This is a genomic window from Dactylosporangium darangshiense, assembly GCF_039537565.1.
In the GTDB taxonomy this organism is placed as follows: Bacteria; Actinomycetota; Actinomycetes; order Mycobacteriales; family Micromonosporaceae; genus Dactylosporangium; species Dactylosporangium darangshiense.
This window is the reverse complement of the sequence record NZ_BAABAT010000015.1, coordinates 24,246-49,477: the sequence shown is the minus strand read 5'-3', so window position 1 is coordinate 49,477 and position 25,232 is coordinate 24,246. Positions and strand designations below refer to the sequence as shown.

The following is a 25,232-nucleotide window of genomic DNA, read 5'->3' as shown; positions in this document are numbered from 1 at the left end:
CGGAGTGGCACTGTCCGAACAGATGGTGTCGGGTTGCCGGGTCGCCGCAACGCAACGCCGCGAGGCCGGGCGCGAAACGCGGCCCGAGCGGACCTGGACACGGATGTACTACACCTGGGCGGCTAGAGCAGCAGCCCGCCGAGGTCTGCCCGGTCGAAGGCCGCGCGGACGTCGTCGGGGCCCTCGGTGAAGTGGCCCCACGAGTCGACGTGCGCGGCCACGACCTCGCGCACGCCGAGGATGCGTGCCGCCTCGACCATCCCGGCCGCGTCGAGGGTGAGGTTCGCCTCGCCCAGCAGCGCGGTGCGGGCCGCCCCGCCGAAGAGCACGGCCACGTCGACGCCGGGGAAGCGGTCCGCTACCTCGCGCACGACGCGCAGGGAGGCGTTGTCGCCGCTGACGTACACCGTAGGCTCCCCCGCGGCGGCCAGCACGAAGCCGGTGACGGGGCCGGTCAGGTGCTCGGTGCCGTCGGGGCCGTGCTGCGCGGGCACGGCGGTGACCGTGACGGCGCCGACCGTCGCGTCCGCCCACGGTTCGAGGCCGCGCGCGGTGCCTCCCAGGCGTCCGGCGGCCGTGGGGGTGGTGAGCACCACGGGTACCGACGACAGGAAGGTGCGACCGGAGTGGTCCAGGTTGTCGGGGTGCTGGTCGTGCGAGAGCAGCACGACGTCGGACCTCGACGGCGCCGGCGCGAGCGGCGCGGCGGTCTTGACCAGCTTCCGTTCGCCGATCGGGTACTCGCCGGGCTCGTCGAAGGTCGGGTCGGTCACGAAGCGCAGGCCGCCGTAGGTGAACGAGACGGTGGGCCCGCCGAAGCGCTCGAATTTCATGCTTCAAGCCTCCCCGCCTCGCGACGGGACCGACAGTGGCTGGAAAGCCGTCGTCCGATACATTCAAGCCATGAGCCGCAGCGGTACCGTGATCGGCGTCCTCATCGGCGACGGCGCCCCGATGCTGGAGATCGCCGTCGCGCCCCGGGTGTTCGGCGTCGCGGGCTTCGAGGTGCGCACCGCCGGCGAGCGCCCCGGCCCGCTGACCACCACGGCCGGCATCGCGATCACCGCGCCCCACCCCCTCGACGCGCTCGACGAGGCCGGCGTCGTGATCGTCCCCGGCTGGCGGGCGCCCGGCGGCCCGCCGGTCGGCGCCGGGGTCCTCGACGCGGTGCGCCGCGCACACGACGACGGCGCGACGGTCGTCGGGCTGTGCCTGGGCGCATTCGTGCTGGCCGAGGCGGGACTGCTCGACGGGCGGCGGGCCACGACGCACTGGCGGCACCTGGACCGCTTCGCCGCCCGGTTCCCGGACGTGTCGGTGGTCGGCGACGTGCTCTACGTCGACGAGGGCCCGATCGTCACCAGCGCGGGCAGCGCCGCCGGCCTGGACGCGTGCCTGCACCTGCTGCGCCGCGACCACGGGCCTGAGGTCGCCAATGCGGCCGCCCGGGCGCTCGTCGTCGCGCCGCAGCGTGCCGGCGGGCAGGCGCAGTTCGTCGAGCACCCGGTCCCGCGGCTGCCGGCCGGCGACGCGGTCGCCGACGCGATGCGGTTCGCGCTGGACCGCCTCGACAGCGCGGAGCTGGACGTCGCTGCCCTGGCCGGCGCGGTACACCTGAGCCGCCGCACGTTCGACCGCCGCTTCCGGCAGGCCACGGGCTGCTCGCCGTTGCAGTGGCTGCTCACCCAGCGCGTCCTGCGCGCCCAGCACCTGCTCAGCACCACCGACGCCGCCGTCGACGCGGTCGCGCGGGCCAGCGGCTTCGCCGACGGCGTGGCCCTGCGCCCGCACTTCCGCCGGGTCGTCGGCGTGCCGCCGCAGACCTACCGGGCGAGCTTCCGCGCGGCCTGATCCGCTCGCCGCCGGTCCCACAGCCGCGCTCCGACCAGCACCGCGATCGCGGCGAGCGCGGCCGGCCCGTAGACGAACTGCACGTGCGGCAGCACGACGCCCGGCAGTTCGTGGCGCACCAGCTGCACGTACGCGATGCCGTTGAGCACCGCCAGCAGCAGCACGGCGCGCAGCGCATACGCCGGCCAGCGACCGGCGCCGGCCGAGCCCAGGCGGACGACCAGCACCGCCAGCGGCAGCGCGGCGGCCGACGCCCACAGCCACGGTGCGAGGAACTCGCGCAGGCCCGGCGAGTCGCGCAGCGCGATCCGCAGGGCCAGGGCCGGCGCGCCGAGCACCAGAACCGCGGGCACCGCGAAGACGATCGCGGCGACGACGAGGGCGATGCGGCGGCCGGGCATGCGGCGCAACGTACCAACCGGGGTCAACCGAGGCCGAAGCTACAGTGGTCTGCGTGAGTGCCGAGGCAGTGGAGTCCGTCGGGGCGGGCATCCGCCGGCTGCGGACCGCCCGCGGGCTCACGCAGCGCGACCTCGCGCAGCCGGAGTACAGCCGTGCGCTGCTCGCGGCCGTCGAGGCCGGCATCCGCTCGCCGACCGACGACCTGCTCCGGCACGTGGCCCGCCGCCTCGACGTGGAGCTGGACGACCTGCGCTTCGCCCGCCCGCCGGGCGCCGCCGCCGAGCTGGACGCGGCGCTGCGCGAGGCCCGCCAGGCGCTGGGCCGGGGCGAGGCCGACGCCGCCGAGGCCGTGTTCGAGCGCGTCCGCCGCGACGCCACCCGCTACGCCCTGCCCGACCTCGCGACCTGGGCCGGCTACCTCGTCGGCGAGGCCCGCCTGCAGCGCGGCGAGCTGACGGCCGCGATGGCCGCCTTCGACGACCTCGCCGGCCTGCTCCCCGCGGCCGGCCCGGCACCGCGCGCCGCGGTGCTCGCCCGCCGCGCCTACTGCCAGTTCGCCGGCGGCGACGCGGCCGGCGCGGTCGCGAGCATCGAGGCGGCGCTGACCGCCGAGCGCCGCCGCGCCGACGGCGACCCGGATGCGCAGCTGCGGCTGTCCAGCGCCCTGATGTACGCCTACCTGGAGCTCGACTGGCGCGACCGCGCCCGCCAGGTCGAGGCGCAAGCCCAGCCGCTGCTCGCCCGGCACACCAACCGCGAGTGGCTGGCCCAGTTCCTCACCATCGCCGGCCAGCTGCGCCGCGGCGAGGACGAGCTGGCCGAGGCGGAGCGGATGTTCACCGAGGCCGGCCGCCTCTACGAGGAGCTCGGCCTGACCCGCGAGGTCGGCCTGTGCCGCTGGGCGCACGGCTACGTGCTGCGCCGGGTCGGCCGCCTCGACGGCGCCGCGGAGGCGTTCGGCGCCGCCTGCTCGGTGCTCGACCGGGTCGGCGCCGCACAGGACCTCGCCGGCGCCGCGCTCGAGCTCGCCGAGGTGCGCCGCCGCCAGGGCGACCTCGCCGAGGCCGCGCGCCTGGCGCGGGAGGCCGCCGAGGTCTGCGCCCGCTCGCAGCACCTGGAGTGCATGGCCGAGGCCGACCGCCTGCTCGGCCTCGTCGCCGCCGCCCGGTCCGAGGACGGCGCCGAGGCCCTGCTCACCCGCGCCGCGGACCGCTACGCCCGCATCGGCCTGATGGCCGAGGTGATGGCGACCTGCCGCGCCCTCGGCGAGCTGCAGCTGTCCCGCGGCGCCACGTCGGATGCGGCGGCCAGCTTCCGCCGCGGCCTCGAGGCCGCCCGGGTGCTGCGATGACGGACATCGGCCGGCGCGTCTTCGAGTTGCGGACCGCGCGGGGCCTCACGCAGCGCCAGCTGGCCGAGCCGCGCTACACGGCGGCCTACGTCTCCTCCGTCGAGGCCGGCCGCCGCACCCCGAGCACCGACGCCCTCATCCACTTCGCCCAGCGCCTGGGCGTCAGCCGCCAGCGCCTCGTGACCGGTCAGGAGGATGCCGCGGCAGTACTGCTGGTGCGCGCCCTCGCCGAGGCCGACCTCGCCGCCCTGTCCGATGTGGAGGGTGCCCGGTCGGCCTATGCCGCCCTGGCATCGGAGCCGGCGGTCGCGGCCGGCGCACACGAGGGCCTCGGCCGGCTCAACCTCGGCGCGGGCGACGTCGGCGCGGCGCTGGCGCACTTCGCGGCGGCCGAGGAGGCGGGCGCCGGCCGCCCGGCCCACCTGCGGATCGGGGCGGTCGCCGGCCGGGCGGCGTGCGTGCGGGCGCAGGGCGACGTTCGCTACGCCGCCTACCTGCTGTCGCGGGCCGTCGAGGAGCTGCACGCGTCCGGGCTGCCCGACCCGGCGGCGCTGCTGGCGCTGCACGCGGACCTCGCGGTGTGCAACGCGGAGGCCGGCGAGTGGGCGGCGGCGGCACGCTCGGCGCAGGCCGCACTGGCATTCGCCGGCCCGGAGGACCCCGTCGCGGCGGCCCGCGGACACCTGGCCGTGGCCGGGACGCTGCTGGCCGGCGGCGACGAGCCCGGCGCCGAAACGGCGCTCGCACGCGCCTTCGACGCGATCGGGGCGGCCCGGCTGGCCCCGGCCCTGGCCCGGTGCCGGTGGCTGCGCGGACGGGCGCAGGACGACCCGGGGGCGGCGGAGGCGGATCTGGCGGCCGCGCACCGGGCGCTGCCCGGCGACGGCGCGGTCGTGGCCGACCTCGCGCTCGTCCGACGGGCGCTGCGGCGCGGCCCGGAGGCGGCCCTCCTGCTGGCTGAGTCCACAGTGGACGGCCCGGCCGTCGCGCACGCGCGGGCGCGGCTCGCGCTCGACGACGGCGACGCGACGGGTGCCGAGCGGCACCTGCGCGCCGCCGTGGACGGCTACCGGGCCGCCGCGGACGGGCGGGAGCTCGCGACCGTCGTGCTGGCGCTCGCGGACCTCCTCGACGCGGGTGGGCGCGCCGAGGAGGCCGCGGACCTGCTCCACGCCGGGCTACGCGACGTGGAGCAGATCTCCGCGGCGCGGGCACCGGCCACCACCGGTACTGCGCCCGCACCGCACCGCTGACTCCCCGGAGTCAGCAGCTACCGGCGTCGGTCCAGACCGCCCAGGATCCGGGCGCGCCGGGCTCGGCGCCGGTGGAGTACCAGGTGGAGTTCCACAGGTGGCCGTTGTACGACACCCGGTCACCGGGCACGTACGGCTTCGTGGCGCTCCAGGCCGCCACGCCGCCGCAGCCGGGCGGGGTGCCGCCGGACACGGTGAGCGTGAACGTCGCCGCCTGCGTCGACGAGGTGCCGGCGCCGGTGACGGTGAGCGTGTAGGTGCCGGCGGCGGCCGTCGAGGCGGCCGAGACCGTCAGCGTCGCCGAGCCGCCGGACGTGACCGACGACGGGCTGACCGTCGCCGTGACGCCGGCCGGGGCCCCGCTCACCGACAGCGTCACCGGCTGCGGGCTGCCCTGCGTGGTCGCGGTCGCGACCGTCGAGGTGGTGGAGGCGCCGGGCGCCACGGTCGCCGAGGACGGCGACAGCGACAGCGAGAAGCTGTTGCCCGGCTGGGTGGTGGTGACCGTCAGCGCGTACGTGGCGGTGTGGCTGCCGGACGCGCCGGTGCCGGTCACCGTCACCGTGCGGGTGCCGGCGGTGGCGTTCGAGCTCGCCGTGAACGTCAGCGTCGACGAGCCGCCCGCCGTGACCGAGGCCGGGCTGAACGTGCCGGTGACGCCGGTGCCCAGCCCGGACGCGCTCAGGCCGACCGTCTGCGCGGTGCCCGACGTGACCTGCGTGGCGACCGTCGCGCTCACGGTGCCGCCCTGCGCGACGGAGCCCGACGACGGCGAGAGGTTCAGCGAGAAGTCGTTCTGCTGCGCGGTACCGCAGGCCGGCTCCCCCGACTGGGCGGGAACGCTGACGGCGCTCCAGGCCGCCTTGACCGTGTTGCACTCCTGGGAGTTCGCGCCGAAGAGGTTGACGGCGGCGCGCAGGGTCGCGCCGCGGTACTTGGCGTAGGACCAGCCGGAGGTCTTCATGTTCATCGCGCCCAGGAAGATCTGCCCGGCCTTCTGGATGCCCACGCCGGGAACGGTCGTGCCGTTGCAGGTGGGGCTGGTCGGCTGCCCGTCGCCCGGGTTGGTGCCCTCGGCGACGAGGTAGAACCAGTGGTTGAGCGGTCCGGCGGCGCTGTGCACCTCGGTGCGCGGGATCGCCGAGGAGTAGCAGTCGGGGTCGCCGTTGGTCGAGGGCCGGTACATGTACCGGATCGGACCGCTGCCGACGAGGTTGACCTCCTCGCCGACGGTGTAGTCCGGCGGGTCGTTCGGGTTGTTGGCGTACCACTCGGTGAGCGCACCGAAGATGTCGCCGGTGCCCTCCCCGAGCCCGTTCTCCGCCGCGGTGCCCGCGCCCGTGTACTGGTCGATCGCGTGGCCCATCTGATGTGTCACGCCCCGAACGTAAAGACCACCGTCGATACGCCACCCACTCCCGGACATTCATGCTGCACTCCACTGCGAGTCACCGACCAGCGGACGCTCCGCGTGGCCTGGAGTCCGAAGGAGATCTGCTGCGCAAGCGCCGACAGGACAGTCGGTAGGGTGCTGCGCAAGCAACGGTGCGAGCGGGGGCAGGCATGGGCGCAAAGACGGGTGTCCTGGCGTTTGTCGACGGTGATGCTGGTCCACTCCTCAGGCAACGTCCAGTGGCCAGCGCAGAGTTGACGCCCGCGCTGATCGAGCGCCTGTATCCCGGTTATCGGATCGAGCCGGACGGCCAACGCGACTTGTGGGAAGCCGTCTATCCGCCGGACGACATGGTGTACGCATTGAGCGTTCCCGGCCTGGACCTCGCCTGTGACCGGCGTTTCATGGTGGACCGTCCGTCAGAGTTACCGGCACACCTACTGCAGCTGGGCGCTGGGCGCCGCATGTTGCTCCACGCAATGCACTCCGTCGTCGACTGGCTGGCCTTCGCGATCTGGGACGACGGTGTACTCGTCCGGTCCCTGAGCCTTTCCCCGGGGGAAGGGATCATGGAGAACATCGGAGCGCCGCTGCCGTTCGAGGAGTCCTATTGGGCCGGAGCCCACCCGGTGGAACCCATGCCGGGCTGGCCCGCGGAAGGTCCGTACCCGCTGCCGTTCCATCCCCTGGATCTGGGTGAGGAAGCACTGCGTCACCTTTTCGGCTTCGTCCTCGAAGGCCGGCCCGAGCCCAACGACGTGCCGGCGCATCAGATCGGGCTACCGGGCTTCCGCGTCACCGACCCCACCGGCGCCGAACAGGCCCAACGCGAGGCCTCGCTGCAGGCCGCCCGCGAAACCATGGGACAACCGCGGTTCTTCCAGTACCGCGACGGCCGCATGGTCGAGGTCAGCCTCGACGATCTCTGACGAACCGCCGCGCAGCGCTGACCCGGCCGGCCTTGCTTGCGGTACGGGCGAGTTTGCTCAGGTCTTGTGCTCGCCGGGGTCGAGCCGGCCGCGGCCACAGCGGCGGCACGGGGGCCGACGGCGCAGATGGTAGGCGAGTGTGGCGGCGCCGAGCGCCACGCCCCATACGGTCCACAGGACGCCTGGCGCGCTGACCGCCCAGGTGTCGGCGGTGGTCGGCAGGCGCAGGTTCATCAACCCTGCTGGGACGAGTGCGACGGCGACCACCGCCGCCGGGACCACCGCGAGCATGGGCGGCACCCGGCGTCCCGCCCGCCAGAACATCCAGCGTGGGTAGAACTCGCCCCATCGGCTCACCAGTCCACGGGTGAGGATTCCGCCGCCGATGGAGGCGAGCGCGCAGCCGAGGCCGACCTCCAGCATTCCGGGCGTGTCCTGCATCATCGTCAGGAAGTCGTGCGGGATGCCCAGCGGCAGACCGAAGAACCAGGCGATCCGAGTAATCTCGTACGGCACCGGGGCGAGTACCGCCACGAGTACCGCTCTTCGGCCCCAGCGCAGCAGGTCCACGCGCTCCGGCCCGCTGGCGTGGCCCTCGACGCGGCCGCAGCGCACGCAGGCGCCGCGTATCCGGCGCCGGTACGTCACCGCCGCCCAAGCCCACAGCAGCCCGCCGGCGAACAGGATCATCAGGTTGGTGCGGTGCCAGTACATGATGTCGCCGATGCCGTCCTGCGGGCCCGGCACGCCGGTGAAGACGAAGACCAGCAACAGCGGCGCGAACGCCACGAACGCCAGCAGCGAGTAGTCGGGCAACACCAGTGCGAGCCCGGCCGCCATCGCCCAGCCGAAGCCGATGACCGCCCACGAGCCCCGCACGGCTCGCCGCGCAAGCGCCATGTACACCGCGACTGCCGCGCCGCCCAGTCCGAGTAGGGCCATGAGCGGCGCCACCACAGCGACGTCACTGCCCTCGAGAATCGACCCGGACCGGTGGTTGTCGTCGATTCGCGCAAACGGGAACCCCGCTCCGCCCGACCACCAGTACAGGCCAAGGATCGCGTACCCCAGTGACCAGCAGGCCGCGGCGCACCCCGCCCAGGCGGCACCACGACGAGCCCGCCCCGTTCGTACGACATCGACGGCTGCCCTCACGCCGCCATCATCGACAACGATCGCTGTGGCCGCCCTGTGCGCACCTGTGCCGACGCTCAGCGAACCGGACAGACCGCTCGAGATGGTGGACCGGACGATGCACCATGCGGACCGCACGATCATGATCGTCGGCGCCACGCTGGCCAAGCGTTTGACGAGTTCACGTCGCTGATCAAAAAGATCGAATTCCGAGACCTGGCACAGGATCCTCGCTGCTACCGCGCCCGACGAGTGCCCCGCCGCTCGGGATGGGCCCGTCGGGCCTTGGCGCTGCGGCCGGGCCGTACCCGTTCCTGAGCCCTACCGGGACACGCGCGCTGGCGGCGCGGGTGCACAATCTGGAACGCACACGTCACGACGCGCGGTCCCGCACGGAGTGGACGACTGGTAGGGAGCAGCGGTGCACGGTCAGGCACTGGTGGGCAAGCTCGGTGTGGTGGTCACTGCGGTACGCGGAGGCGATCGGGCCGGGGAGATCCGGGTCGTGGCGCAGGGCATTCCCCATCACTACCTCGCCTATGCCGCCGAGCCGATACCCATCGGGGCCCACGTACTCGTCGTCCATTACCGCGGCGCGCGCCAGGTTGACGTCGAACCGTGGTCGCCGATGCCCGGGGACCACCCCATCACCGGCTAGAGAGGCCACCGCAATGTTCGGTTACCGCGTGCCCGCTCCCAACGAGGCTCTTCTGATCAGTGGGCGCAAGCAGCGAGGCACGGACGCACTCCCGTTCAAGATCGTGACCGGACACGGCGCCTTCGTGATCCCGGTGTTCTCCAAGGCTTCTCGACTGACCCTGGCGATGCAAGAGGCGGAGGTCGAGGAGGACTGTTACACCAAGCAGGGCCTGACGCTGGCGGTGCGGGCCGTCATCGCCTTCAAGGTCGGCGACGACCACGAGTCGATCGCCGCCGCGGCTCGCCGGTTTCAGGGCGACCAGTCACAAATGTCCATCCTCGTCGGCCGGATCTTCAGCGGTCACCTGCGAAGCATCATCGGCAGCATGACGGTCGAGGCGATCATCCGCGAGCAGCAGACCCTGGCGGACGCTATCGTGGATGCGAGCAAGATTGAGATGGCCCGCATCGGCCTGGACATCGACTCGCTCCAGATCAGCAGCATCGACGACAAGGGCGCGGGGTACATCCGGGCACTGGCTGCGCCCCACCAGGCCCGGGTCAACCAGGAAGCCAAGGTGGCGCAGGCGATCGCCGACCAGGCGAGCGCAATGGCGCAGCAGGAGAGCATGCGCAACCAGGCCGAGTACGCCCGCCAGACCGCCATCGCCCAGGCGCAGTACCAGGCCGAGATCGATCAGGCCCAGCAAACGGCCGCCCAGTCCGGTCCGCTGGCCGCCGCCAAGGCCCAGCAGAGCGTTCTGGTCGAACGATCCCTCGTCGCGCAAAAGAACGCCGAGCTGCGCCAGGCCGAGCTGGTCGCGGAGGTCGTCCGACCCGCGCAGGCCGAGGCCGAACGCATCACCACGCTGGCCCGCGCGCAGGCCGATGCCACCAAGCTGTCCGCCGAGGCCGCCGCTGCGCAGGACCGGATCGCGCTGGATCAGCTCGTCATCCAGCAACTGCCAGAGCTGATCCGAGCCGCCGCGCAGGGCCTGCAGGGCGCCAACCTCACGGTGCTGGACGGTGCCGAGGGGCTCAACAGCGTCGTCGCGTCGCTTGCCGCGCAGGGAATGGCGCTGTTGGAAGCGGTGCGTAAAGGCATGGGTCCGGCGCCGGTCATCGAGCCCATCACGGCCGGCGACCGAGCCGATCACGTCAAGGAGTAGCGAGAGCGCGTCGCCGGCGGGAACGCCGGCGACCGCAACGCGGTGCGGCTCTGGTGTCGGCGGTCCGGCGTGCCGCGCTCGACGAGGCCATCACGGCGATGCCGAACATCGCGGCGAGCATGGCCCGCTGGCGGGTGCGCGTGCCGGTGACGTTGGCGTAGAGCGTGAACGCGGTCCAGATGCTCCACATCGCGTAGTACGCGAACGCGAAGATCAGCACCTTCTCGAACGTCACGCCGTCGTGCAGCAGGTGTGCCAGCTGCGCGACGGCGGCGACGATGACGAGGCCGAAGAACAGCTCCAGCCAGGTCGCGTGGCGCTCCTCGGCGGCGGGCGTAGCCATGATCGCCAATCTAACGCGATGCGGCGGCCGGCTCCGACTCGCGTGCCGAGGATGGGCCGGGAAGGGTGTGCTCGCGCAGGCCGATGCGCTCGTGCAGGCGGCGCAGCGGGGCCGGCGCCCACCAGTTGAAGCGCCCGAGCAGCGTCATCGTCGCCGGTACGAGCAGGCAGCGCACCACGGTGGCGTCGATGACCACGGCGGTGAGCAGGCCGACGCCGATCTGCTCGATCGTGCCGAGGTCGGCGGCGGCGAAGCAGCCGAAGACGACGACCATGAGCAGGGCGGCGGAGGTGATGATCCGGCCGGTGTGCTGCAGGCCGCGGCGCACGGCGGTGTCGGTGTCGTCGCCGCGCTCGACGTACTCCTTGATCCGGCCGAGCAGGAACACCTCGTAGTCCATCGACAGGCCGAAGGCGAAGGCGAACACGATCACGACGACGAACGGGGCCAGGCCGCCGACGGTGAGCGTGTGCAGCACTCCGGAGCCCCAGCCGTGCTCGAAGACGGCGACCATCACCCCCATCGTGGCGCCGAGCGAGACGACGTTGGCGAGGATGGCCTTCACGGGTACGACCAGCGAGCCCGTCATCGCGAACAGCAGCACCATCATCGCGACGAGGGTCACGGTCACCGCGGCGGGCAGGTCGTCGGTGATCAGCCCGACGACGTCGACGAGCGTCGCGGCGTCCCCGACGACCCAGGACTGCACGCCGGCGGGCCGGTCGGCGCGCAGCCGGTGTACGAGGCCCTGCGCGGCCTCGTCCTGCGCGCCGCCGCGCAGCACCAGGTCGACGGTGGCCACGCCGTTGGCGGTCGCCGCGGCCGGCTGCAGCCCGGCGACGGCCGGGTCGTGGGCCCACTTCGCGGCGTAGGCGTCGAGGCTCGCCGCGTCGGTGCGCGCCACGACGGTGACGACGGGCAGGTAGGCCCGGCCGAACCGCGCGGCGAGCTCGTCGGAGACCCGGGCCGACTCGACGCTGCGCGGCACGCCCTCCAGCCGCGGCAGTTTGATCGTGGCGCCCACCAGCGGCGAGCCGGCGGCCAGCAGCAGCGCGGCGGTGCCGACGACGATGAGCACCGGCCGGCGCTGCACGCCGCGGGACAGGGCGGCGAAGAACCCGCGGTCGTCGCCGGGCGCGGCGGCCCGGGCCGTCGCGTGCTTCGAGGGCCGGATGCGCCGGTGCAGCAGGCCGATGAGCGCGCTGGTGAACGTGAGCGCGGCGAGCATGGCCACGACGGCGATCGACACGCCGCCGGCGCCGAGCGCGCTGAGCTGGTGGATCGAGAACATCATGAGCCCGGACAGCGCGGCGGCGACGGTGAGCGCGCTGAAGAAGATCGTGCGCCCGGCCGTCGCCCACGCCCGACCGACCGCCTCCTGCGGTTCGAATCCGGCGGCGACCTCCTCGCGGTACCGCGCGACGAGCAGCAGCCCGTAGTCGACCGACAGCCCGAGGCCGAGCAGCGTGCACACGGTGACGACGTTCTGGTCCAGGTCGGTGACGCGGGAGAACAGCCACAGCAGCGGCATGGCGGCGGCGACGGACACGAACGCGGCGAGCACCGGCAGCCCGGCCGCGACCAGCCCGCCGAAGACGAACACGAGCACGACGAGCGTGAGCGGCAGCGAGATCACCTCGGCCCGCCCGAGGTCCGCCTTCTGCACCCCGCGCACCTCGGCGTTGAGCACCGGGTTGCCGCCGACCTCGACCGTGGCCTGCGGTACACCCGCGGCGGAAAGCTCGTCGTCGAGCCGGTGCAGCCGGGTGCGCAGGTCGGCGACGATCGTGTCGCTGTCGGCCGGCTCGAGCTTGGCGAGCGTGACTACGACGAGCAGCCCGCGCCCGTCGGTCGCGCGGAAGGCCGGCGCCTGCGCCTGCGGCACCGAGTAGGGCGTGGCGACCGAGCGCACGCCGGGGGCCTGCTGGAGGTCCTGCGCCGCCGAGGTGATGGTGGCGCGCACCGCATCGGCGCCGGGGTCGACGCCATTCACGAGGCCGATGACGGTACCGCTGGAGTCATTGCCGGTCGCGACCGCATCGAGGCCGTCGATCGCCTCGACGTGCTTGGGGTTGCTCGGGTCCGCGATCGCGCCGAAGACCGGCCCGAAGGCGAGGCCGCCGAGCACGACCACGACCAGCCAGAGGCCGATCACCGACCAGCGGTGCCGGAAGCAGAACCGCCCGATCCTCGCCACCACGCCCTGCGCCATGAGGCACAGCTTCTCACGGCGGGCTCAGCACTCGATGACAGTCACCGCAAGCCCGCCGCGGGCGGTTTCCTTGTACTTGATCGACATGTCGCGGCCGGTCTCGCGCATGGTGCGCACGGCCTTGTCCAGGGTGACGTGGTGCGCGCCGTCGCCGTTGAGGGCCAGGCGGGCGGCGTTGATGGCCTTGACGCTGGCGATGGCGTTGCGTTCGATGCAGGGGATCTGCACCAGGCCGCCGACCGGGTCGCAGGTCAGGCCGAGGTTGTGCTCGAGGCCGATCTCGGCGGCGTTCTCGACCTGGCGCGGGTCGCCGCCGAGGACCTCGCACAGCCCGGCCGCGGCCATGGCGCACGCCGAGCCGACCTCGCCCTGGCAGCCGACCTCGGCGCCGGAGATCGAGGCGCCGCCCTTGATGATGATGGCGACGGCGGCCGCGGCGAGCAGGAAGCGCACGACGCCGTCGTCGTCGGCGCCCGGGACGAACCGGGTGTAGTAGTGCAGGACGGCGGGGATGATGCCGGCGGCGCCGTTGGTGGGCGCGGTGACGACCCGGCCGCCGGAGGCGTTCTCCTCGTTGACGGCCAGGGCGTAGAGGTTGACCCAGTCAAGGACGTGCAGCGGGTCGTGCGTGCCGGGCTCTGCGGACAGGTCGGCGTGCAGGGCGGGTGCGCGGCGGCGGACCTTCAGGCCGCCGGGCAGGACGCCCTCGGGGCGGGTGCAGCCGCGCTGCACGCACTCCTGCATGACCGACCAGATGTGCAGCAGGCCGGCGCGGACGTCGGCCTCGGAGCGCCAGGCCTGCTCGTTGGCGAGCATCACGTCGCTGATTGACCGGCCGTCGCAGTGCGCGAGCAGCTCGGCGCCGGTGCCGAACGGGAACTTGACGGGAGCGTCGCCGGGCACGACGGCGCCGCCGGGGCCGACGACGAAGCCGCCGCCGACGGAGAAGTACGTGCGCTCGGCGACGGGCTCCCCCGCGGGCGTCCAGGCGTGGAAGCGCATGCCGTTCGGGTGCTCGGGGAGGCTGCGGCGACGGTGGAGTACCAGATCGGCATCCAGGTCGAACGGGATCGTCCGGGTGCCGGACAGCAGGCCGATCCGTCCCGAGTCGCGGACCGCGGCGAACCGGGCGCCGGTCGTGTCGGTGTCCACGGTGGCGGGGTCCTCGCCCTGCAGGCCCAGGACCACGGCGGGCGCCGAGCCGTGGCCGTGCCCGGTGGCGCCGAGGGAGCCGAACAGCTCGGCCCGGATGCGCCCGACCTGCGGCAGGAGCCCGTCGTCGGCGAGGCCGGCGACGAAGCGGCGGGCGGCGCGCATCGGGCCCACGGTGTGTGAGGAGGAGGGGCCGATGCCGATCGAGTACAGGTCGAACGCGCTGAGCGCCGTCACGAGAGGCTCCCTGGTCGAGGACGGAGGGTGGGCCTCCCCGCTCTGTCATCGAATGCCTGAGAGCTTCGCCGCCCGGGACGCGGGCGGGTTGCACCGTGGGCGCGGGACGCGGCGTCCCGGCTTTTCAGAGTCGCCTGGCCGCGGCGGTACGTGGGCCTGAGAGATTCCCGGGGAGGAGTTGCTCCTTCGGCGCCCCGAGGTGCGGGGGCTCTCCCGTCGCGGTTCGAACGGCGTATGCGGTTGTCGGGTGCGTATCCTACGGCGTTCAGGGCGCGGGTGCGAGGTACACGTGCAGCGCGCTGCCAGGCCCGTCGCCGGCGACGATGCCGTGGCCGGGCTCGTGGGGCACGAGCGCCGCGGCGGACGGCGAGATCGCGGAGTCGCGGGGGTCGAGGCGCAGCTCGATGCGCCGGCCGGGCTCGCTCCAGCGGTGCGCGGTGACCACGAACGGCAGTTCGCGCCGCGCCATGAGGCGCACGATGTCGTACGCGTCGTCGTGGTCGCGCAGCCGCGAGGCGTCGTCGACGACCAGGAGCATGCCGCCGGGGTCGCCGGCGGCGAGCTGTGCGGTGCGGCGTACCGCATCCCGGTCCCGGCCACCGGCGACGGCCGCGACGTGCGGCAGCCCGGCGAGGTCGGCGAGCCGGCCGGTCAGGTCGAGCACGGCGACCCGCACCCGGGCCGGCGCGAGCGCGGTCACCAGGTTGCGCACCGCGGTCGTCTTGCCCGACTGCGGGCCGCCGACGATGGCGAGGCTTTCGGCCAGGTCGCAGACGAGGGGGTCGCGGCGGTGCTCGAAGGGCCGGTCGACGACGCCGAGCCGGACCCGCCGCCTGCCCTCGGACCCGGCGTCCGGGATCGGCGGCGCGCCGGGCGGCGGTGTCCACAGCGGCGGCGTGCCGGCGGCCTCGACCGGGATCGGCTCGTCCGCGCGCTCGGGCCGCAGCCACACGGGCGGGCCGTCGCCGGCGCGCAGCAGCGCCTCGCCGACGAGCCCGAGCCGGTAGGCGTCGGGCACGCCGACGAGGTCGCGCGACTGGCGCTCGCTGATGGAGCGCATCGACGCGCGCAAGGTCAGGTAGGGGTCGATCGGGATCGGCACGTAGCGGTTGTCGCTCACCAGCAGGTGCACGCCGAGCGCGGCGCCGTCGCGGGCGATCCGCGCGAGGGCGGGCGCGAGCCCGGTGTCGCCGGCCAGCGTCCACAGCGCGACGAGCAGCCGGGGACGCCGGGCCAGCGGGTCGCGGGTGCGGCGCGCGAGCTCGCCGAGCAGGACCTCGTTGAGGCGGCCGACGAGGTACGGCGTGCTCGCCACGACGGTGTCGCCGAGCCGCCCGAACTGGTGCCCGTGCGGGTCGGCGAGCAGGAGCCGCAGCTCCTGCGGCGGGTGCTCGCGGCGCAGCGCGGCGATGAAGCCCCGCACGGCCCCCTCGAGCCCGGCCCCGTCGGTGCCGCCGATCAGTACGTGTGGTGTCGCGTCCAGATCGATGCGGACAGTTCCCCAGGTCGCCTGCATCTCACCGTTGTACGCGAGCGCCGGCGCCGGCCACCAGCGCCTCGACCTCCTTGAGGCTCGCCATCGACGTGTCGCCGGGCGTGGTCATCGCCAGCGCGCCGTGCGCCGCGCCGTACTCGACGGCGGTCTTGAGGTCGCCGAAGGTCATGAGCCCGTAGATGAGGCCGGAGGCGAAGCTGTCGCCGCCGCCGACCCGGTCGAGGATCTCCAGGCCCGGGCGGTGCGTCGCCTCGGCGAAGTCTCCGTCGGCCCAGGCGATGGCGCCCCAGTCGTTGACGGTCGCCGTATGCACGCCGCGCAGGGTGGTCGCGACGACTGCGAAGTTGGGGTACGCCGCGACGGCCGCCGAGATCATCGTGCGGAAGTTCTCGGCCTCCAGCGCGCCGGCGTGGATGTCGGTGCCGGGCACCTCGAGCCCGAGGCAGGCGGTGAAGTCCTCCTCGTTGCCGATCATCACGTCGACGAACCCGGCCAGGCGCCGGTTGACCTCCCGGGCCCGCTCCTGCCCACCGATCGCCTTCCACAGGCTGGGCCGGTAGTTGAGGTCGTAGGAGATGACGGTGCCGTGCCGGCGGGCGGCGCTCAGGCAGGCCTCGATGGTCTCCGGCGTGGTCTCGGACAGGGCCGCGTAGATGCCGCCGGTGTGCAGCCAGCGCACGCCGAGCTCGCCGAAGAGGTGCTCCCAGTCCACGTCCTCGGGGCGCAGCTGCCCCGCGGCGGTGTGCCCGCGGTCGGAGACCCCGACGGCGCCGCGCACCCCGAAGCCGCGCTCGGTGAAGTTGAGGCCGTTGCGCACGGTGCGGCCGATCCCGTCGTACTTGACCCACTTGACGAACGTGGTGTCGACCCCGCCCTGCAGGATCAGGTCCTCCAGCAGCCGGCCGACGTCGTTGTCCGCGAAGGCGCTGACGAGCCCGGTGCGCAGCCCGAAGCAGCGGCGCAGCCCGCGGGCCACGTTGTACTCCCCGCCGCCCTCCCACGCCCGGAACTGCCGCGCGGTGCGGATCCGCCCCTCGCCCGGGTCGAGCCGGAGCATGACCTCCCCGAGCGAGACGAGGTCGTAGCGGCACTCGGCCGCCGGGCGCAGCTGGATCACGAGATCTTCTCCAATGCGGTCTTCGTGCGGCTGGTCACGGCGTCCCAGTCGCGGGCGGCGAGCAGATCGGGCGCGACCATCCAGGTGCCGCCCACGGCGAGCACGGACGGCAGCGCCAGGTAGTCGGCGATGTTGCCGGCGCTGACGCCGCCGGTGGGTATGAACCGCACCGAGCGGAAGGGGGCCGCAAGCGCCTTCACCATCGGTACCCCACCCAGCTGCTCAGCGGGGAAGAACTTCACGGTGTCCAGGCCGGCGTCGAGGGCCTGCATGATCTCGGTCGGCGAGGCGACGCCGGGGAACACCGGCACGCCGTGCTCACCGCAGCGCGCGACGACGGCGGCGCTGAAGCCCGGGCTGACGACGAACCGGGCGCCCGCGTCGACGGCCTGGTCGACCTGCGCGGCGGTGAGTACGGTGCCCGCGCCCACGAGCATGCCCGGCCGGTCGGCCATGCGCCGGATGGCGTCGGCCGCGGCGGCGGTCCGGAACGTCACCTCGGCGCAGTGCAGCCCGCCCTCGACGAGGGCGTCGGCCAGCCGCCCGGCGAAGGCGGCCTCCTCGAGGACGACCACCGGCACGATCTTCCCGGCGGCAATGGTTTCGAGAACTGGGGTGTGTTCAGTATGCTGAACGTCGGTCACGTACGTGACCATAGTGCATGGGAGTCGCGTGACCAACCCTGTGAAGTCCGCCGACCGGACGCTCGACATCCTCGAGACCCTGGCCGCCGCGGGCCCGTCGACGCTGGCCGAGCTCACGCGCCTGCTGGACATCCCGAAGAGCAGCCTGCACGGCATCCTGCGCACGATGGCCGCGCGCGGGTGGATCGAGGCCGAGGAGACTCGCTTCCGCCTGGGCCTGCGCGCGTTGCAGGTCGGCGCGGCGTACCTCGACGCCGACGACACCGTCGGCCTGCTGTCGGGCATCCTGGACGAGCTGGCCGCGCGCTTCGGCGAGACCACGCACCTGGGCCGCCTGGACGGCCCCGACATCACCTACGTCGCCAAGCGCGAGTCGGTGCACCCCCTGCGCCTGTACTCCGCGATCGGCCGCCGCCTGCCCGCGCACGCCACGGCCCTGGGTAAGGCCCTGCTGGCCGCGCGCCCACCGTCCGAAGTGGACGCCCTGCTCCCCGACCCGCTCCCCGCGCTGACCCCGCACACGATCGTCGACCGGGCGGCGCTGCACGCCGAGCTGGCGGCGATCCGGGAGCGCGGCTACGCGGTGGATCGCGAGGAGAACACGGAGGGCATCGTGTGTGTGGCCCGCACGGTACCGGCCCGCGACCCGGCCGCCGACGCGATCAGCCTGTCCATTCCCCGCACCCGCGTCGGCCCGTCCACGATCGACGAGGTGGCGGCGGCGCTGTCGGCGGCGGTGGAAAAGGCAGCGAGCGCCCGCCGCTTTCTCTGACCCTTTGCCGGCGTTTTCCGGATATGTCGGGCGCTGGCGCGCCACGACATATCCGACATTTCGTATATGCCCTATTCAGCGCCGCGGGTGGATTGCGGGCGGCACTATGTCTGCGCGATCATGCCGATTGCCGCCCGCCAAAGGGCGCCTTCGGCGACACAAACCCGCTTCTCTTGGACATAACGGATATATCCGATTTCTCGTGGCGAATGTCGAAGCGCCGTCAGCCGGCCAGCAGCGCCGAGACTTGCGGTGAAAACGTGGAATGCAGCACCAGGGCCGCGCCACCCACCACGGCGGCGTCGTCGCCCAGCGGCGAGAGCGCCACCTCCACCCGCCGGATGCGCCGCGCGATGGCCCGCTCCTCCAGCGCCGACACCACCGCCCGCCGGAAATGTTCCTCGACGTGCCGAATGCCGTGCCCGCCGAGGATGACCAGCTCCACGTCGACGATGTTGACGACGTTCACGACCACGGCCGCGAGGCGTTCGGCGGCCCGGCCGATCACCCCGGCGGCGAGCGCGTCGCCCGCCGCAGCGGCCCGGCACAGGGCCCCGTGGTCCACAGTGGACGGTCGCCTGCGGAAGGCCGCCGTGAGAGCGCTCTCACCGCCGGCGGCCAAAAGTCGGTGCGCGTCGGCGACGAGCGCCGCCGGATTTATCAGGCTTTCGAGGCAGCCCCGGTTGCCGCAGTAGCAGGCGGGACCACTCTCCGTAATCGACGTGTGCCCGAACTCCGCGGCGTTCATCGAACCGCCCCGGTGCACCTGGTGACCGAGGACGAGCCCGCCGCCGACGCCGGTGCCGAGGAAGAAGTACGCGAAGTTGGCGATGCCCCGTCCCGCGCCCGCCCACCGCTCGCCGATCGCCGCCGCCGTGGCGTCGTTGTCCAGCGTGACCGGCAGGCCGGTGGCGTCGGCCACCATCTGCTTGAGCGGCACCCGCGTCCAGTCCGACAGCTGCGGCGGCGAGATGACCTCGCCGAGCGACTGGTCGATCGGCCCGGGCGTGGCCAGCCCTACGCCCAGCACCCGGTCGCGGCCCACCCCGGCCGCGGCGAGCACCTCGTCGACCAGGCCGGCCATCGCCGCCGTGACCTTGGCCGGGTCCACGTCGGCGGGGGTCGGGCGGCGCGCCGTGACCAGCGGCCGGCCCAGCAGGTCGACCACCACGCAGGCGAGCTCCACCGGGTCGAAGTGCAGGCCGACGGCCCGCCCGGCCTCGGGGTTGATGCGCAGCACGGTGCGCGGCTTGCCGCCGCTGGAGGAGCGCGCGCCGTCCTCGCGCACGATCCCCTCGTCGATGAGCCGGCGCACGATGCCGGAGACCGTCTGCGGGGTCAGGCCGGTCTGCTCAGCGATCTCCACGCGGCTCGTGCCGTCGGCCAGCTGGATCTGATCCAGGACGACGGCCCGGTTGTATTGCCCGACTTTTGGGAGATTTGTCCCGACCTGCCGCACCCAGCCTCCCGCCTACGTACCGTTACCTACATGATGCCCTGCGCCGTTGACTTAGTAAAGCAATTGGATTTAGAGTCCGACACGCGCGGCTAACACCCCGGACATGTGAGAGCGCTTCCCCGGTAGCCGCGGTGACCTTCCAGGCGCTAGATCATTGCCAGATTGTTACCGAGAAACAGCGGACGGGTCTGGGCAGGATCGCCACACTGGAATAAGTTGGTCGTCACAACAAAACTGGCTGGCGGCAACGCCCCTCGGAGGCAACATGATGTCGGTGACAAGGCGGCTCGCATGATGAGCAGCGCACCGATCCTGCTCGAGATGCGGTCGATCACAAAGGAGTTCCCGGGCGTCAAGGCGCTCAGCGACGTCAACCTTGTGGTGCGGCAGGGCGAGATCCATGCGATCTGCGGCGAGAACGGTGCGGGCAAGTCGACGCTGATGAAGGTGCTCAGCGGCGTCTACCCGTATGGCTCATATGAAGGCCAGATCTTCTACCAGGGTTCGGAGAGCCGCTTCGGCGACATCCGGGCCAGCGAGAAGGCCGGCATCGTGATCATCCACCAGGAGCTCGCCCTGGTGCCGCACATGTCGATCACGGAGAACCTGTTCCTGGGCAACGAGCCGCGCCGCAACGGCTCGTACGACTGGAAGGGCGCCAACCGCAAGGCCATCGAGCTGCTGGCCCAGGTCGGCCTGCAGGATGACCCGGACACGCTCATCAAGGACATCGGCGTCGGCAAGCAGCAGCTGGTCGAGATCGCCAAGGCGTTCGCCAAGGACGTCAAGCTGCTGATCCTCGACGAGCCGACCGCCGCGCTCAACGAGAACGACTCGCGGCACCTGCTCGACCTGCTGCGTGAGTTCAAGCGGCAGGGCATCACCTCGATCATGATCTCGCACAAGCTCAACGAGATCGGGGCGATCGCCGACTCGATCACGATCCTGCGCGACGGCAAGACGGTGGAGACCCTCGAGGTCGGCCCCGACGGCGTCGACGAGGACCGCATCGTGCGCGGCATGGTCGGCCGCGACCTCGACAGCCGCTACCCCGAGCACACCCCGAACATCGGCGAGGTGTTCTTCGAGGTCCGCGACTGGACCGTCCGCCACCCGATCGCGGCGGACCGGCTGGTCTGCAAGAACTCGAGCTTCAACGTCCGCCGCGGCGAGATCGTCGGCTTCGCCGGCCTGATGGGCGCCGGGCGCACCGAGCTGGCGATGAGCCTGTTCGGCCGCTCCTACGGGGTGTACCTGTCCGGCCACATCTACAAGGACGGCGAGGAGATCCAGCTCAAGTCGGTCGCCGAGGCCATCAAGCACGGCCTGGCGTATGTGAGCGAGGACCGCAAGTCGATCGGCCTCAACCTGCTGGACGACATCAAGACCTCCACGGTCGCCGCGAAGCTGTCGAAGATCTCGCGGCACGGCGTGCTGGACCCGGTCGCCGAGCACAAGGTCGCCGAGGAGTATCGCCAGGCGCTGCGCGTCAAGGCGCCGACCGTCGACGAGGGCGTCAGCAAGCTCTCCGGCGGCAACCAGCAGAAGGTCGTCCTGGCGAAGTGGATGTTCACCGACCCCGACCTGCTGATCCTGGACGAGCCCACCCGGGGCATCGACGTCGGCGCGAAGTACGAGATCTACGGCATCATCCAGCGCCTCGCCGACCAGGGTAAGGGCGTCATCGTGATCTCGTCCGAGCTGCCCGAGCTGCTCGGAATTTGCGACCGGATCTACACGGTGTTCGAAGGCACCATCACGGGCGTGCTCCCGCGCGCCGAGGCCAACCCGGAAATCCTCATGAAGCAGATGACCTCTACGAAGAAGATGCCGACGCGATGAGCCGATTCAAGGACCTGCAGAAGAACCTCTTCGGAGGCACCACCTCGAACGCCCGCCAGTTCTCGATGATCTTCACGCTCGTGGCGATCGTCGTGCTGTTCCAGTGGCTGACCGACGGGCTGACGCTCCAGCCGGGCAACCTGATCGCCCTCACCCAGCAGTACGCGTACATCTCCGTGCTCTCCATCGGCATGCTGATGGTCATCGTCGCCGGCCACATCGACCTGTCGGTGGGCTCAATCGCGGCGTTCGTCGGCATCATCGTGGCCAAGGCGATCAAGGCCGGCCTGCCGTGGGAGCTCGGCATCGTGCTGGGCCTCGTCGTCGGCGCGGTCATCGGCGCCTGGCAGGGCTTCTGGGTCGCCTATATCGGGGTGCCGGCATTCATCGTCACCTTGGCCGGCATGCTGCTGTTCCGCGGCGGCAACCAGTTCATCGGCAGCGCCGAGACGATCCAGGTGCCCGAGGGCTTCAAGCAGATCGGCGCCGGCTACCTGCCCGAGTGGGGACCGAACACCAACTACAACAACTCCACGCTGCTACTCGGCCTCGTCGCCTGCCTCGCGATCGTCTGGCGCGAGCTGCGGTCCCGCAAGACGCGCCGCGAGATGGGCACCGAGCCGGCCCCGATGTGGATCTCGATCCTGCGACTGGCCATCATGATCGGCGTCATCGTCTACGCGACGCTGCTCTACGGCAGCGGCCGCCCCGGCACGAGCTTCCCGATCTCGGGCTGCATCCTCGCCGGGCTGGTCATCGCGTACTCCTTCTACACCCGCAACACCGCGGGCGGTCGGCACATCTACGCGGTCGGCGGCAACGCCCGCGCCGCGGAGCTGTCCGGTGTGAAGCTGCGCCAGGTCAACTTCTTCGTCATGATGAACATGTCGATCCTGGCCGCCCTGGCCGGCATGATCTTCGTGGCCCGCTCCGGCGCCTCCGGGCCGCAGGACGGCAACGGCTGGGAGCTCGACGCGATCGCCGCCGTCTTCGTCGGTGGCGCCGCGGTGTCCGGCGGTATCGGTACCGTCATGGGCTCCATCGTCGGTGGTCTGGTCATGGCCGTGCTGAACAACGGCCTGCTGCTGCTCGGCGTCGCAACCGACCGCGTGCAGATCATCAAGGGTCTGTTCCTCCTCGCGGCCGTCGCGCTGGATGTCTACAACAAGAGCCAGGGCCGATTCTCGATCATCGGATCGATTACGAAGCCCTTCCGCCGGCAGGAACCCACCCCGCCGGATGCGCCCAACCAAGCCGGACAGGAATCGATCAAGACCCCGGTCGCCGGCTGACCCACCCCGCCGCTACCGCGGCAGACGCCCCCATCCCCAGTAACATCCCGAAAGAAAGGCTTTCCTAGCCATGCGCAAGTTCCTCACCCGGAGCCTCGCGGTCAGCGCCGTGGCGCTGGTGGCGCTGAGCACCGCCGCGTGCGGCAACAGCGACCGCACCACCTCCAGCAACCCGTCGGGCGGCGCGGCCGCCAAGGGCTTCGCCAAGGACGCGCTGATCGGCGTGGCCCTGCCGTCGAAGACCTCGGAGAACTGGGTCCTGGCCGGTGACCTCTTCACCAACGGCCTCAAGGACGCCGGCTTCAAGTCCGACGTGCAGTACGCCGGTGCGTCGACCACGGTCGCCGACCAGCAGTCGCAGATCTCGTCCATGATCACCAAGGGCGCGAAGGTCATCGTCATCGGCGCGACCGACGCCGCGCAGCTCGGCACCCAGGTCAAGCAGGCCAAGGACGCCGGCGCCGTGGTTATCGCCTACGACCGCCTCATCACCGGCACCAAGGACCTCGACTACTACGTCGCGTTCGACAACTTCAAGGTCGGCCAGCTGCAGGGTCAGGCCCTGCTGGACGGCATGAAGGCCAAGAAGCCGACCGGCCCGTGGACCATCGAGCTGTTCTCCGGCTCGCCGGACGACAACAACGCCGGTGTCTTCTTCAACGGCGCGATGGACGTGCTCAAGCCGGCCATCGACAAGGGCGACGTCATCGTCGGCTCCGGCCAGAAGGACGTCAAGCAGACCGCGATCCAGGGCTGGAAGGCCGAGGGTGCGCAGGCCCGCATGGACGCCATCATGAACTCGACCTACGCCAAGGGTGACAAGACCCTCGACGGCGTGCTCTCCCCGAACGACACCCTGGCCCGCGCGATCATCACCTCGGTGAAGGCCGCCGGCAAGCCCGTCCCGGTCGTCACCGGCCAGGACTCCGAGGTTGAGTCGGTCAAGTCGATCATGGCCGGCGAGCAGTACTCGACCATCAACAAGGACACCCGCAAGCTGGTTGCCCAGACCATCAAGATGGTCCAGGCCCTGCAGGGCGGCGGCGAGCCGGAGATCAACGACACCAAGTCGTACGACAACGGCGTCAAGGTTGTCCCGGCGTACCTGCTCGCCCCGGTGATCGTCACCAAGGCCAACGCGGCCGAGGCCTACGCCAACGACCCGAAGCTCTCGCCGCTCACCAAGGGCTGAGCCAACCGGTAACACAGCATCGTGGGTCCCCGGAGCGGTTTTTCCGGGGACCCACGGTCTTTCTCCAGGCGGAAGGGACGCGCGTGTCCACCAGCCCGCAGGAGTCGGTGCGCAGGCAGAACCTCGGGGCCCTGCTCCGCTACGTCCACGTCCGCGGCGCGACGTCCCGCGCCGAGCTGACCAGCCGGCTCGGCCTCAACCGCAGCACCATCGGCGCACTCACCGCCGACCTGGCCACCGCCGGTCTCATCGACGAAGGTGTACCGCACGAGACCGGTCGCGCCGGCCGGCCCTCGATCGTCGTCAGCCCTCGCTCGTCGCGCGTCTACGGGTACGCCCTGAGCCTGGAGCTCGACGCCATCCGGGCCGCGCGGATCGGCCTCGGCGGCAAGGTCCTCGACGACCGCGCCGCCGCCCGCCCGCCCGGCACCGACGCCGCACCGGCCGTCGCCGGCCTCGCCGCGCTCGTCGCCGACATGCAGCGCACCGCCCCCGCCGGCGCCGTCTTCGTCGGCTCTGGCCTCGCCGTCTCCGGCTCCGTCCGCCACCACCTCGGCTGGACCGACGACGCGATCGAGCCCGCCCTGACCGCGGCCCTGGACGCCCTGCACCTGCCGCATCGCCCCATCATCGGCGGCTCCGCCGACCTGGCAGCACTGGCCGAGCACACCCGCGGCGCCGCAGTAGGCGTCGACAACGTCATCTACCTGCACGGCGACGCCGGCATCAGCGCCGGCATCATCGCCGGCGGCCGCCGCATCACCGGCTACGGCGGCCACGGCGGCGAGGTCGGCCACATGGTCGTCAACCCCTCCGGCCGCCTGTGCGGCTGCGGCTCCCGCGGCTGCTGGGAAACGGAAATCGGCGAGCGCGCCCTGCTCCACCTCGCCGGCCGTGCCGTGCCCACCCCCGGCGCCGCCGTGGCCGCCGCCGTCCGCGCCGCACGCTCCGGCGACCCCGACGCCGTGGCCGCGGTCGAGCACGCCGCCGGCTGGCTCGGCTTCGGCGTGGCCAACCTGGTGAACATCTTCAACCCCACCGTGGTGGTCTTCGGCGGCACGCTGCGGGAGTTGTACCTCGCCGGCGCCGACCACGTCCGCACGCGCCTGACAGCCATGGCCCTACCGGCCTGCCGCGACCACGTCGGCCTGCGCACCCCGCTGCTCGGCAACGACGCCCCGCTGGTCGGCGCCGCCGAACTCGCCTTCGAACGGCTCCTGTCCGACCCTCTCGACACCACGCCCTAGCCACTCGGCACCGCCGGGGCGAACCGCAACGGTGCTGGCCGACGTCGCCCGCGGCGCGGCGGCTGCGCGATGGCATCGAGGGCGCGCAATAGGCTCGCAACCTTTCG

22 protein-coding genes and 2 riboswitches are annotated in these 25,232 nt (G+C 72.3%); of the genes, 11 read left to right on the top strand and 11 right to left on the bottom strand.

All coding sequences use genetic code 11. From position 1 onward, the window contains the following. Positions 1 to 122: 122 nt before the first annotated feature. The gene (locus tag ABD901_RS26380) at positions 123 to 833 is read right to left on the bottom strand and encodes an MBL fold metallo-hydrolase (protein ID WP_345130171.1); all 711 of its coding nucleotides are present in this window, start codon (positions 831 to 833) and stop codon (positions 123 to 125) included. A 70-nt stretch (positions 834 to 903) separates the two neighbouring features. On the opposite strand from ABD901_RS26380, the gene ABD901_RS26375 reads away from it, so the two are divergent. Continuing rightward, a complete protein-coding gene (locus ABD901_RS26375; RefSeq protein WP_345130169.1) occupies positions 904 to 1,851 on the top strand; it encodes a GlxA family transcriptional regulator in 948 nt (315 codons plus the stop codon). Here ABD901_RS26375 and ABD901_RS26370 read toward each other — a convergent pair. Next, positions 1,824 to 2,252: a hypothetical protein gene (locus tag ABD901_RS26370; protein ID WP_345130168.1), complete on the bottom strand. Its 429-nt coding sequence runs from the start codon at positions 2,250 to 2,252 to the stop codon at positions 1,824 to 1,826. The genes ABD901_RS26375 and ABD901_RS26370 overlap by 28 nt on opposite strands. Before the next feature lie 53 nt (positions 2,253 to 2,305). On the opposite strand from ABD901_RS26370, the gene ABD901_RS26365 reads away from it, so the two are divergent. Continuing rightward, positions 2,306 to 3,604, top strand: coding sequence for a helix-turn-helix domain-containing protein (locus ABD901_RS26365; protein ID WP_345130167.1), 1,299 nt, complete (start codon positions 2,306 to 2,308; stop codon positions 3,602 to 3,604). Next, complete coding sequence (locus ABD901_RS26360; protein WP_345130165.1) at positions 3,601 to 4,857, top strand: helix-turn-helix domain-containing protein; 1,257 nt, start codon at positions 3,601 to 3,603, stop codon at positions 4,855 to 4,857. Before ABD901_RS26365 ends, ABD901_RS26360 begins: the two co-directional genes overlap by 4 nt. Before the next feature lie 10 nt (positions 4,858 to 4,867). Here ABD901_RS26360 and ABD901_RS26355 read toward each other — a convergent pair whose 3' ends face one another. After that, entirely contained in the window at positions 4,868 to 6,235 is a 1,368-nt protein-coding gene (locus ABD901_RS26355) for a M4 family metallopeptidase (RefSeq protein WP_345130162.1), read from the bottom strand. Between the two features lie 185 nt (positions 6,236 to 6,420). On the opposite strand from ABD901_RS26355, the gene ABD901_RS26350 reads away from it, so the two are divergent. Beyond that, positions 6,421 to 7,179: a DUF6928 family protein gene (locus tag ABD901_RS26350; RefSeq protein ID WP_380132084.1), complete on the top strand. Its 759-nt coding sequence runs from the start codon at positions 6,421 to 6,423 to the stop codon at positions 7,177 to 7,179. A 57-nt stretch (positions 7,180 to 7,236) separates the two neighbouring features. On the opposite strand, the gene ABD901_RS26345 is transcribed toward ABD901_RS26350, so the two are convergent. Then, entirely contained in the window at positions 7,237 to 8,121 is an 885-nt protein-coding gene (locus ABD901_RS26345; protein WP_345130158.1) for an NYN domain-containing protein, read from the bottom strand. A gap of 613 nt (positions 8,122 to 8,734) precedes the next feature. Between ABD901_RS26345 and ABD901_RS26340 the strand changes: the two genes are divergently transcribed. Both ABD901_RS26340 and ABD901_RS26335 read left to right on the top strand, forming a co-directional pair. After that, the gene (locus ABD901_RS26340; RefSeq protein ID WP_345130156.1) at positions 8,735 to 8,971 is read left to right on the top strand and encodes a hypothetical protein; all 237 of its coding nucleotides are present in this window, start codon (positions 8,735 to 8,737) and stop codon (positions 8,969 to 8,971) included. A 13-nt stretch (positions 8,972 to 8,984) separates the two neighbouring features. Beyond that, positions 8,985 to 10,121 carry an SPFH domain-containing protein gene (locus ABD901_RS26335; RefSeq protein ID WP_345130154.1) on the top strand — a complete coding sequence of 379 codons (1,137 nt, stop codon included), beginning with the start codon at positions 8,985 to 8,987 and terminating at the stop codon, positions 10,119 to 10,121. Here the strand turns inward: ABD901_RS26335 and ABD901_RS26330 are convergent. The 6 genes from ABD901_RS26330 to eda form a co-directional block, all read right to left on the bottom strand. Next, on the bottom strand, positions 10,111 to 10,464 hold the full coding sequence (locus ABD901_RS26330) for a low temperature requirement protein A (RefSeq protein WP_345130152.1): 354 nt from the start codon (positions 10,462 to 10,464) through the stop codon (positions 10,111 to 10,113). The two genes, ABD901_RS26335 and ABD901_RS26330, sit on opposite strands and share 11 nt — an antisense overlap. Positions 10,465 to 10,474: 10 nt before the next feature. Continuing rightward, positions 10,475 to 12,676, bottom strand: a complete 2,202-nt coding sequence (locus ABD901_RS26325) for an MMPL family transporter (protein WP_345130150.1) — start codon at positions 12,674 to 12,676, stop codon at positions 10,475 to 10,477. A gap of 24 nt (positions 12,677 to 12,700) precedes the next feature. Then, positions 12,701 to 14,065: an L-serine ammonia-lyase gene (locus tag ABD901_RS26320; RefSeq protein WP_345130148.1), complete on the bottom strand. Its 1,365-nt coding sequence runs from the start codon at positions 14,063 to 14,065 to the stop codon at positions 12,701 to 12,703. Positions 14,066 to 14,097: 32 nt separating this feature from the next. Beyond that, a riboswitch (glycine riboswitch) is annotated at positions 14,098 to 14,199 on the bottom strand. Then, positions 14,200 to 14,291: riboswitch (glycine riboswitch) on the bottom strand. A 39-nt stretch (positions 14,292 to 14,330) separates the two neighbouring features. Further along, on the bottom strand, positions 14,331 to 15,581 hold the full coding sequence (locus ABD901_RS26315; protein WP_345130146.1) for an FtsK/SpoIIIE domain-containing protein: 1,251 nt from the start codon (positions 15,579 to 15,581) through the stop codon (positions 14,331 to 14,333). A gap of 1 nt (position 15,582) precedes the next feature. Next, positions 15,583 to 16,677: a sugar kinase gene (locus ABD901_RS26310; RefSeq protein ID WP_345130143.1), complete on the bottom strand. Its 1,095-nt coding sequence runs from the start codon at positions 16,675 to 16,677 to the stop codon at positions 15,583 to 15,585. Then, positions 16,674 to 17,321, bottom strand: a complete 648-nt coding sequence (gene eda, locus ABD901_RS26305; protein WP_345130141.1) for a bifunctional 4-hydroxy-2-oxoglutarate aldolase/2-dehydro-3-deoxy-phosphogluconate aldolase — start codon at positions 17,319 to 17,321, stop codon at positions 16,674 to 16,676. Before eda ends, ABD901_RS26310 begins: the two co-directional genes overlap by 4 nt. A gap of 28 nt (positions 17,322 to 17,349) precedes the next feature. Between eda and ABD901_RS26300 the strand changes: the two genes are divergently transcribed. Then, a complete protein-coding gene (locus ABD901_RS26300) occupies positions 17,350 to 18,093 on the top strand; it encodes an IclR family transcriptional regulator (RefSeq protein WP_345130139.1) in 744 nt (247 codons plus the stop codon). Positions 18,094 to 18,316: 223 nt separating this feature from the next. Here ABD901_RS26300 and ABD901_RS26295 read toward each other — a convergent pair whose 3' ends face one another. Continuing rightward, the gene (locus tag ABD901_RS26295; RefSeq protein WP_345130137.1) at positions 18,317 to 19,552 is read right to left on the bottom strand and encodes an ROK family transcriptional regulator; all 1,236 of its coding nucleotides are present in this window, start codon (positions 19,550 to 19,552) and stop codon (positions 18,317 to 18,319) included. Positions 19,553 to 19,846: 294 nt separating this feature from the next. Between ABD901_RS26295 and mmsA the strand changes: the two genes are divergently transcribed. The 4 genes from mmsA (at position 19,847) to ABD901_RS26275 (ending at position 25,125) form a co-directional block, all read left to right on the top strand. Beyond that, entirely contained in the window at positions 19,847 to 21,394 is a 1,548-nt protein-coding gene (gene mmsA / locus ABD901_RS26290; RefSeq protein ID WP_345130484.1) for a multiple monosaccharide ABC transporter ATP-binding protein, read from the top strand. Continuing rightward, a complete protein-coding gene (gene mmsB / locus ABD901_RS26285; RefSeq protein ID WP_345130135.1) occupies positions 21,391 to 22,686 on the top strand; it encodes a multiple monosaccharide ABC transporter permease in 1,296 nt (431 codons plus the stop codon). Before mmsA ends, mmsB begins: the two co-directional genes overlap by 4 nt. Before the next feature lie 70 nt (positions 22,687 to 22,756). Continuing rightward, complete coding sequence (locus ABD901_RS26280) at positions 22,757 to 23,878, top strand: substrate-binding domain-containing protein (protein WP_345130132.1); 1,122 nt, start codon at positions 22,757 to 22,759, stop codon at positions 23,876 to 23,878. Positions 23,879 to 23,961: 83 nt separating this feature from the next. Continuing rightward, a complete protein-coding gene (locus ABD901_RS26275) occupies positions 23,962 to 25,125 on the top strand; it encodes an ROK family protein (RefSeq protein WP_345130130.1) in 1,164 nt (387 codons plus the stop codon). Positions 25,126 to 25,232 lie beyond the last annotated feature (107 nt).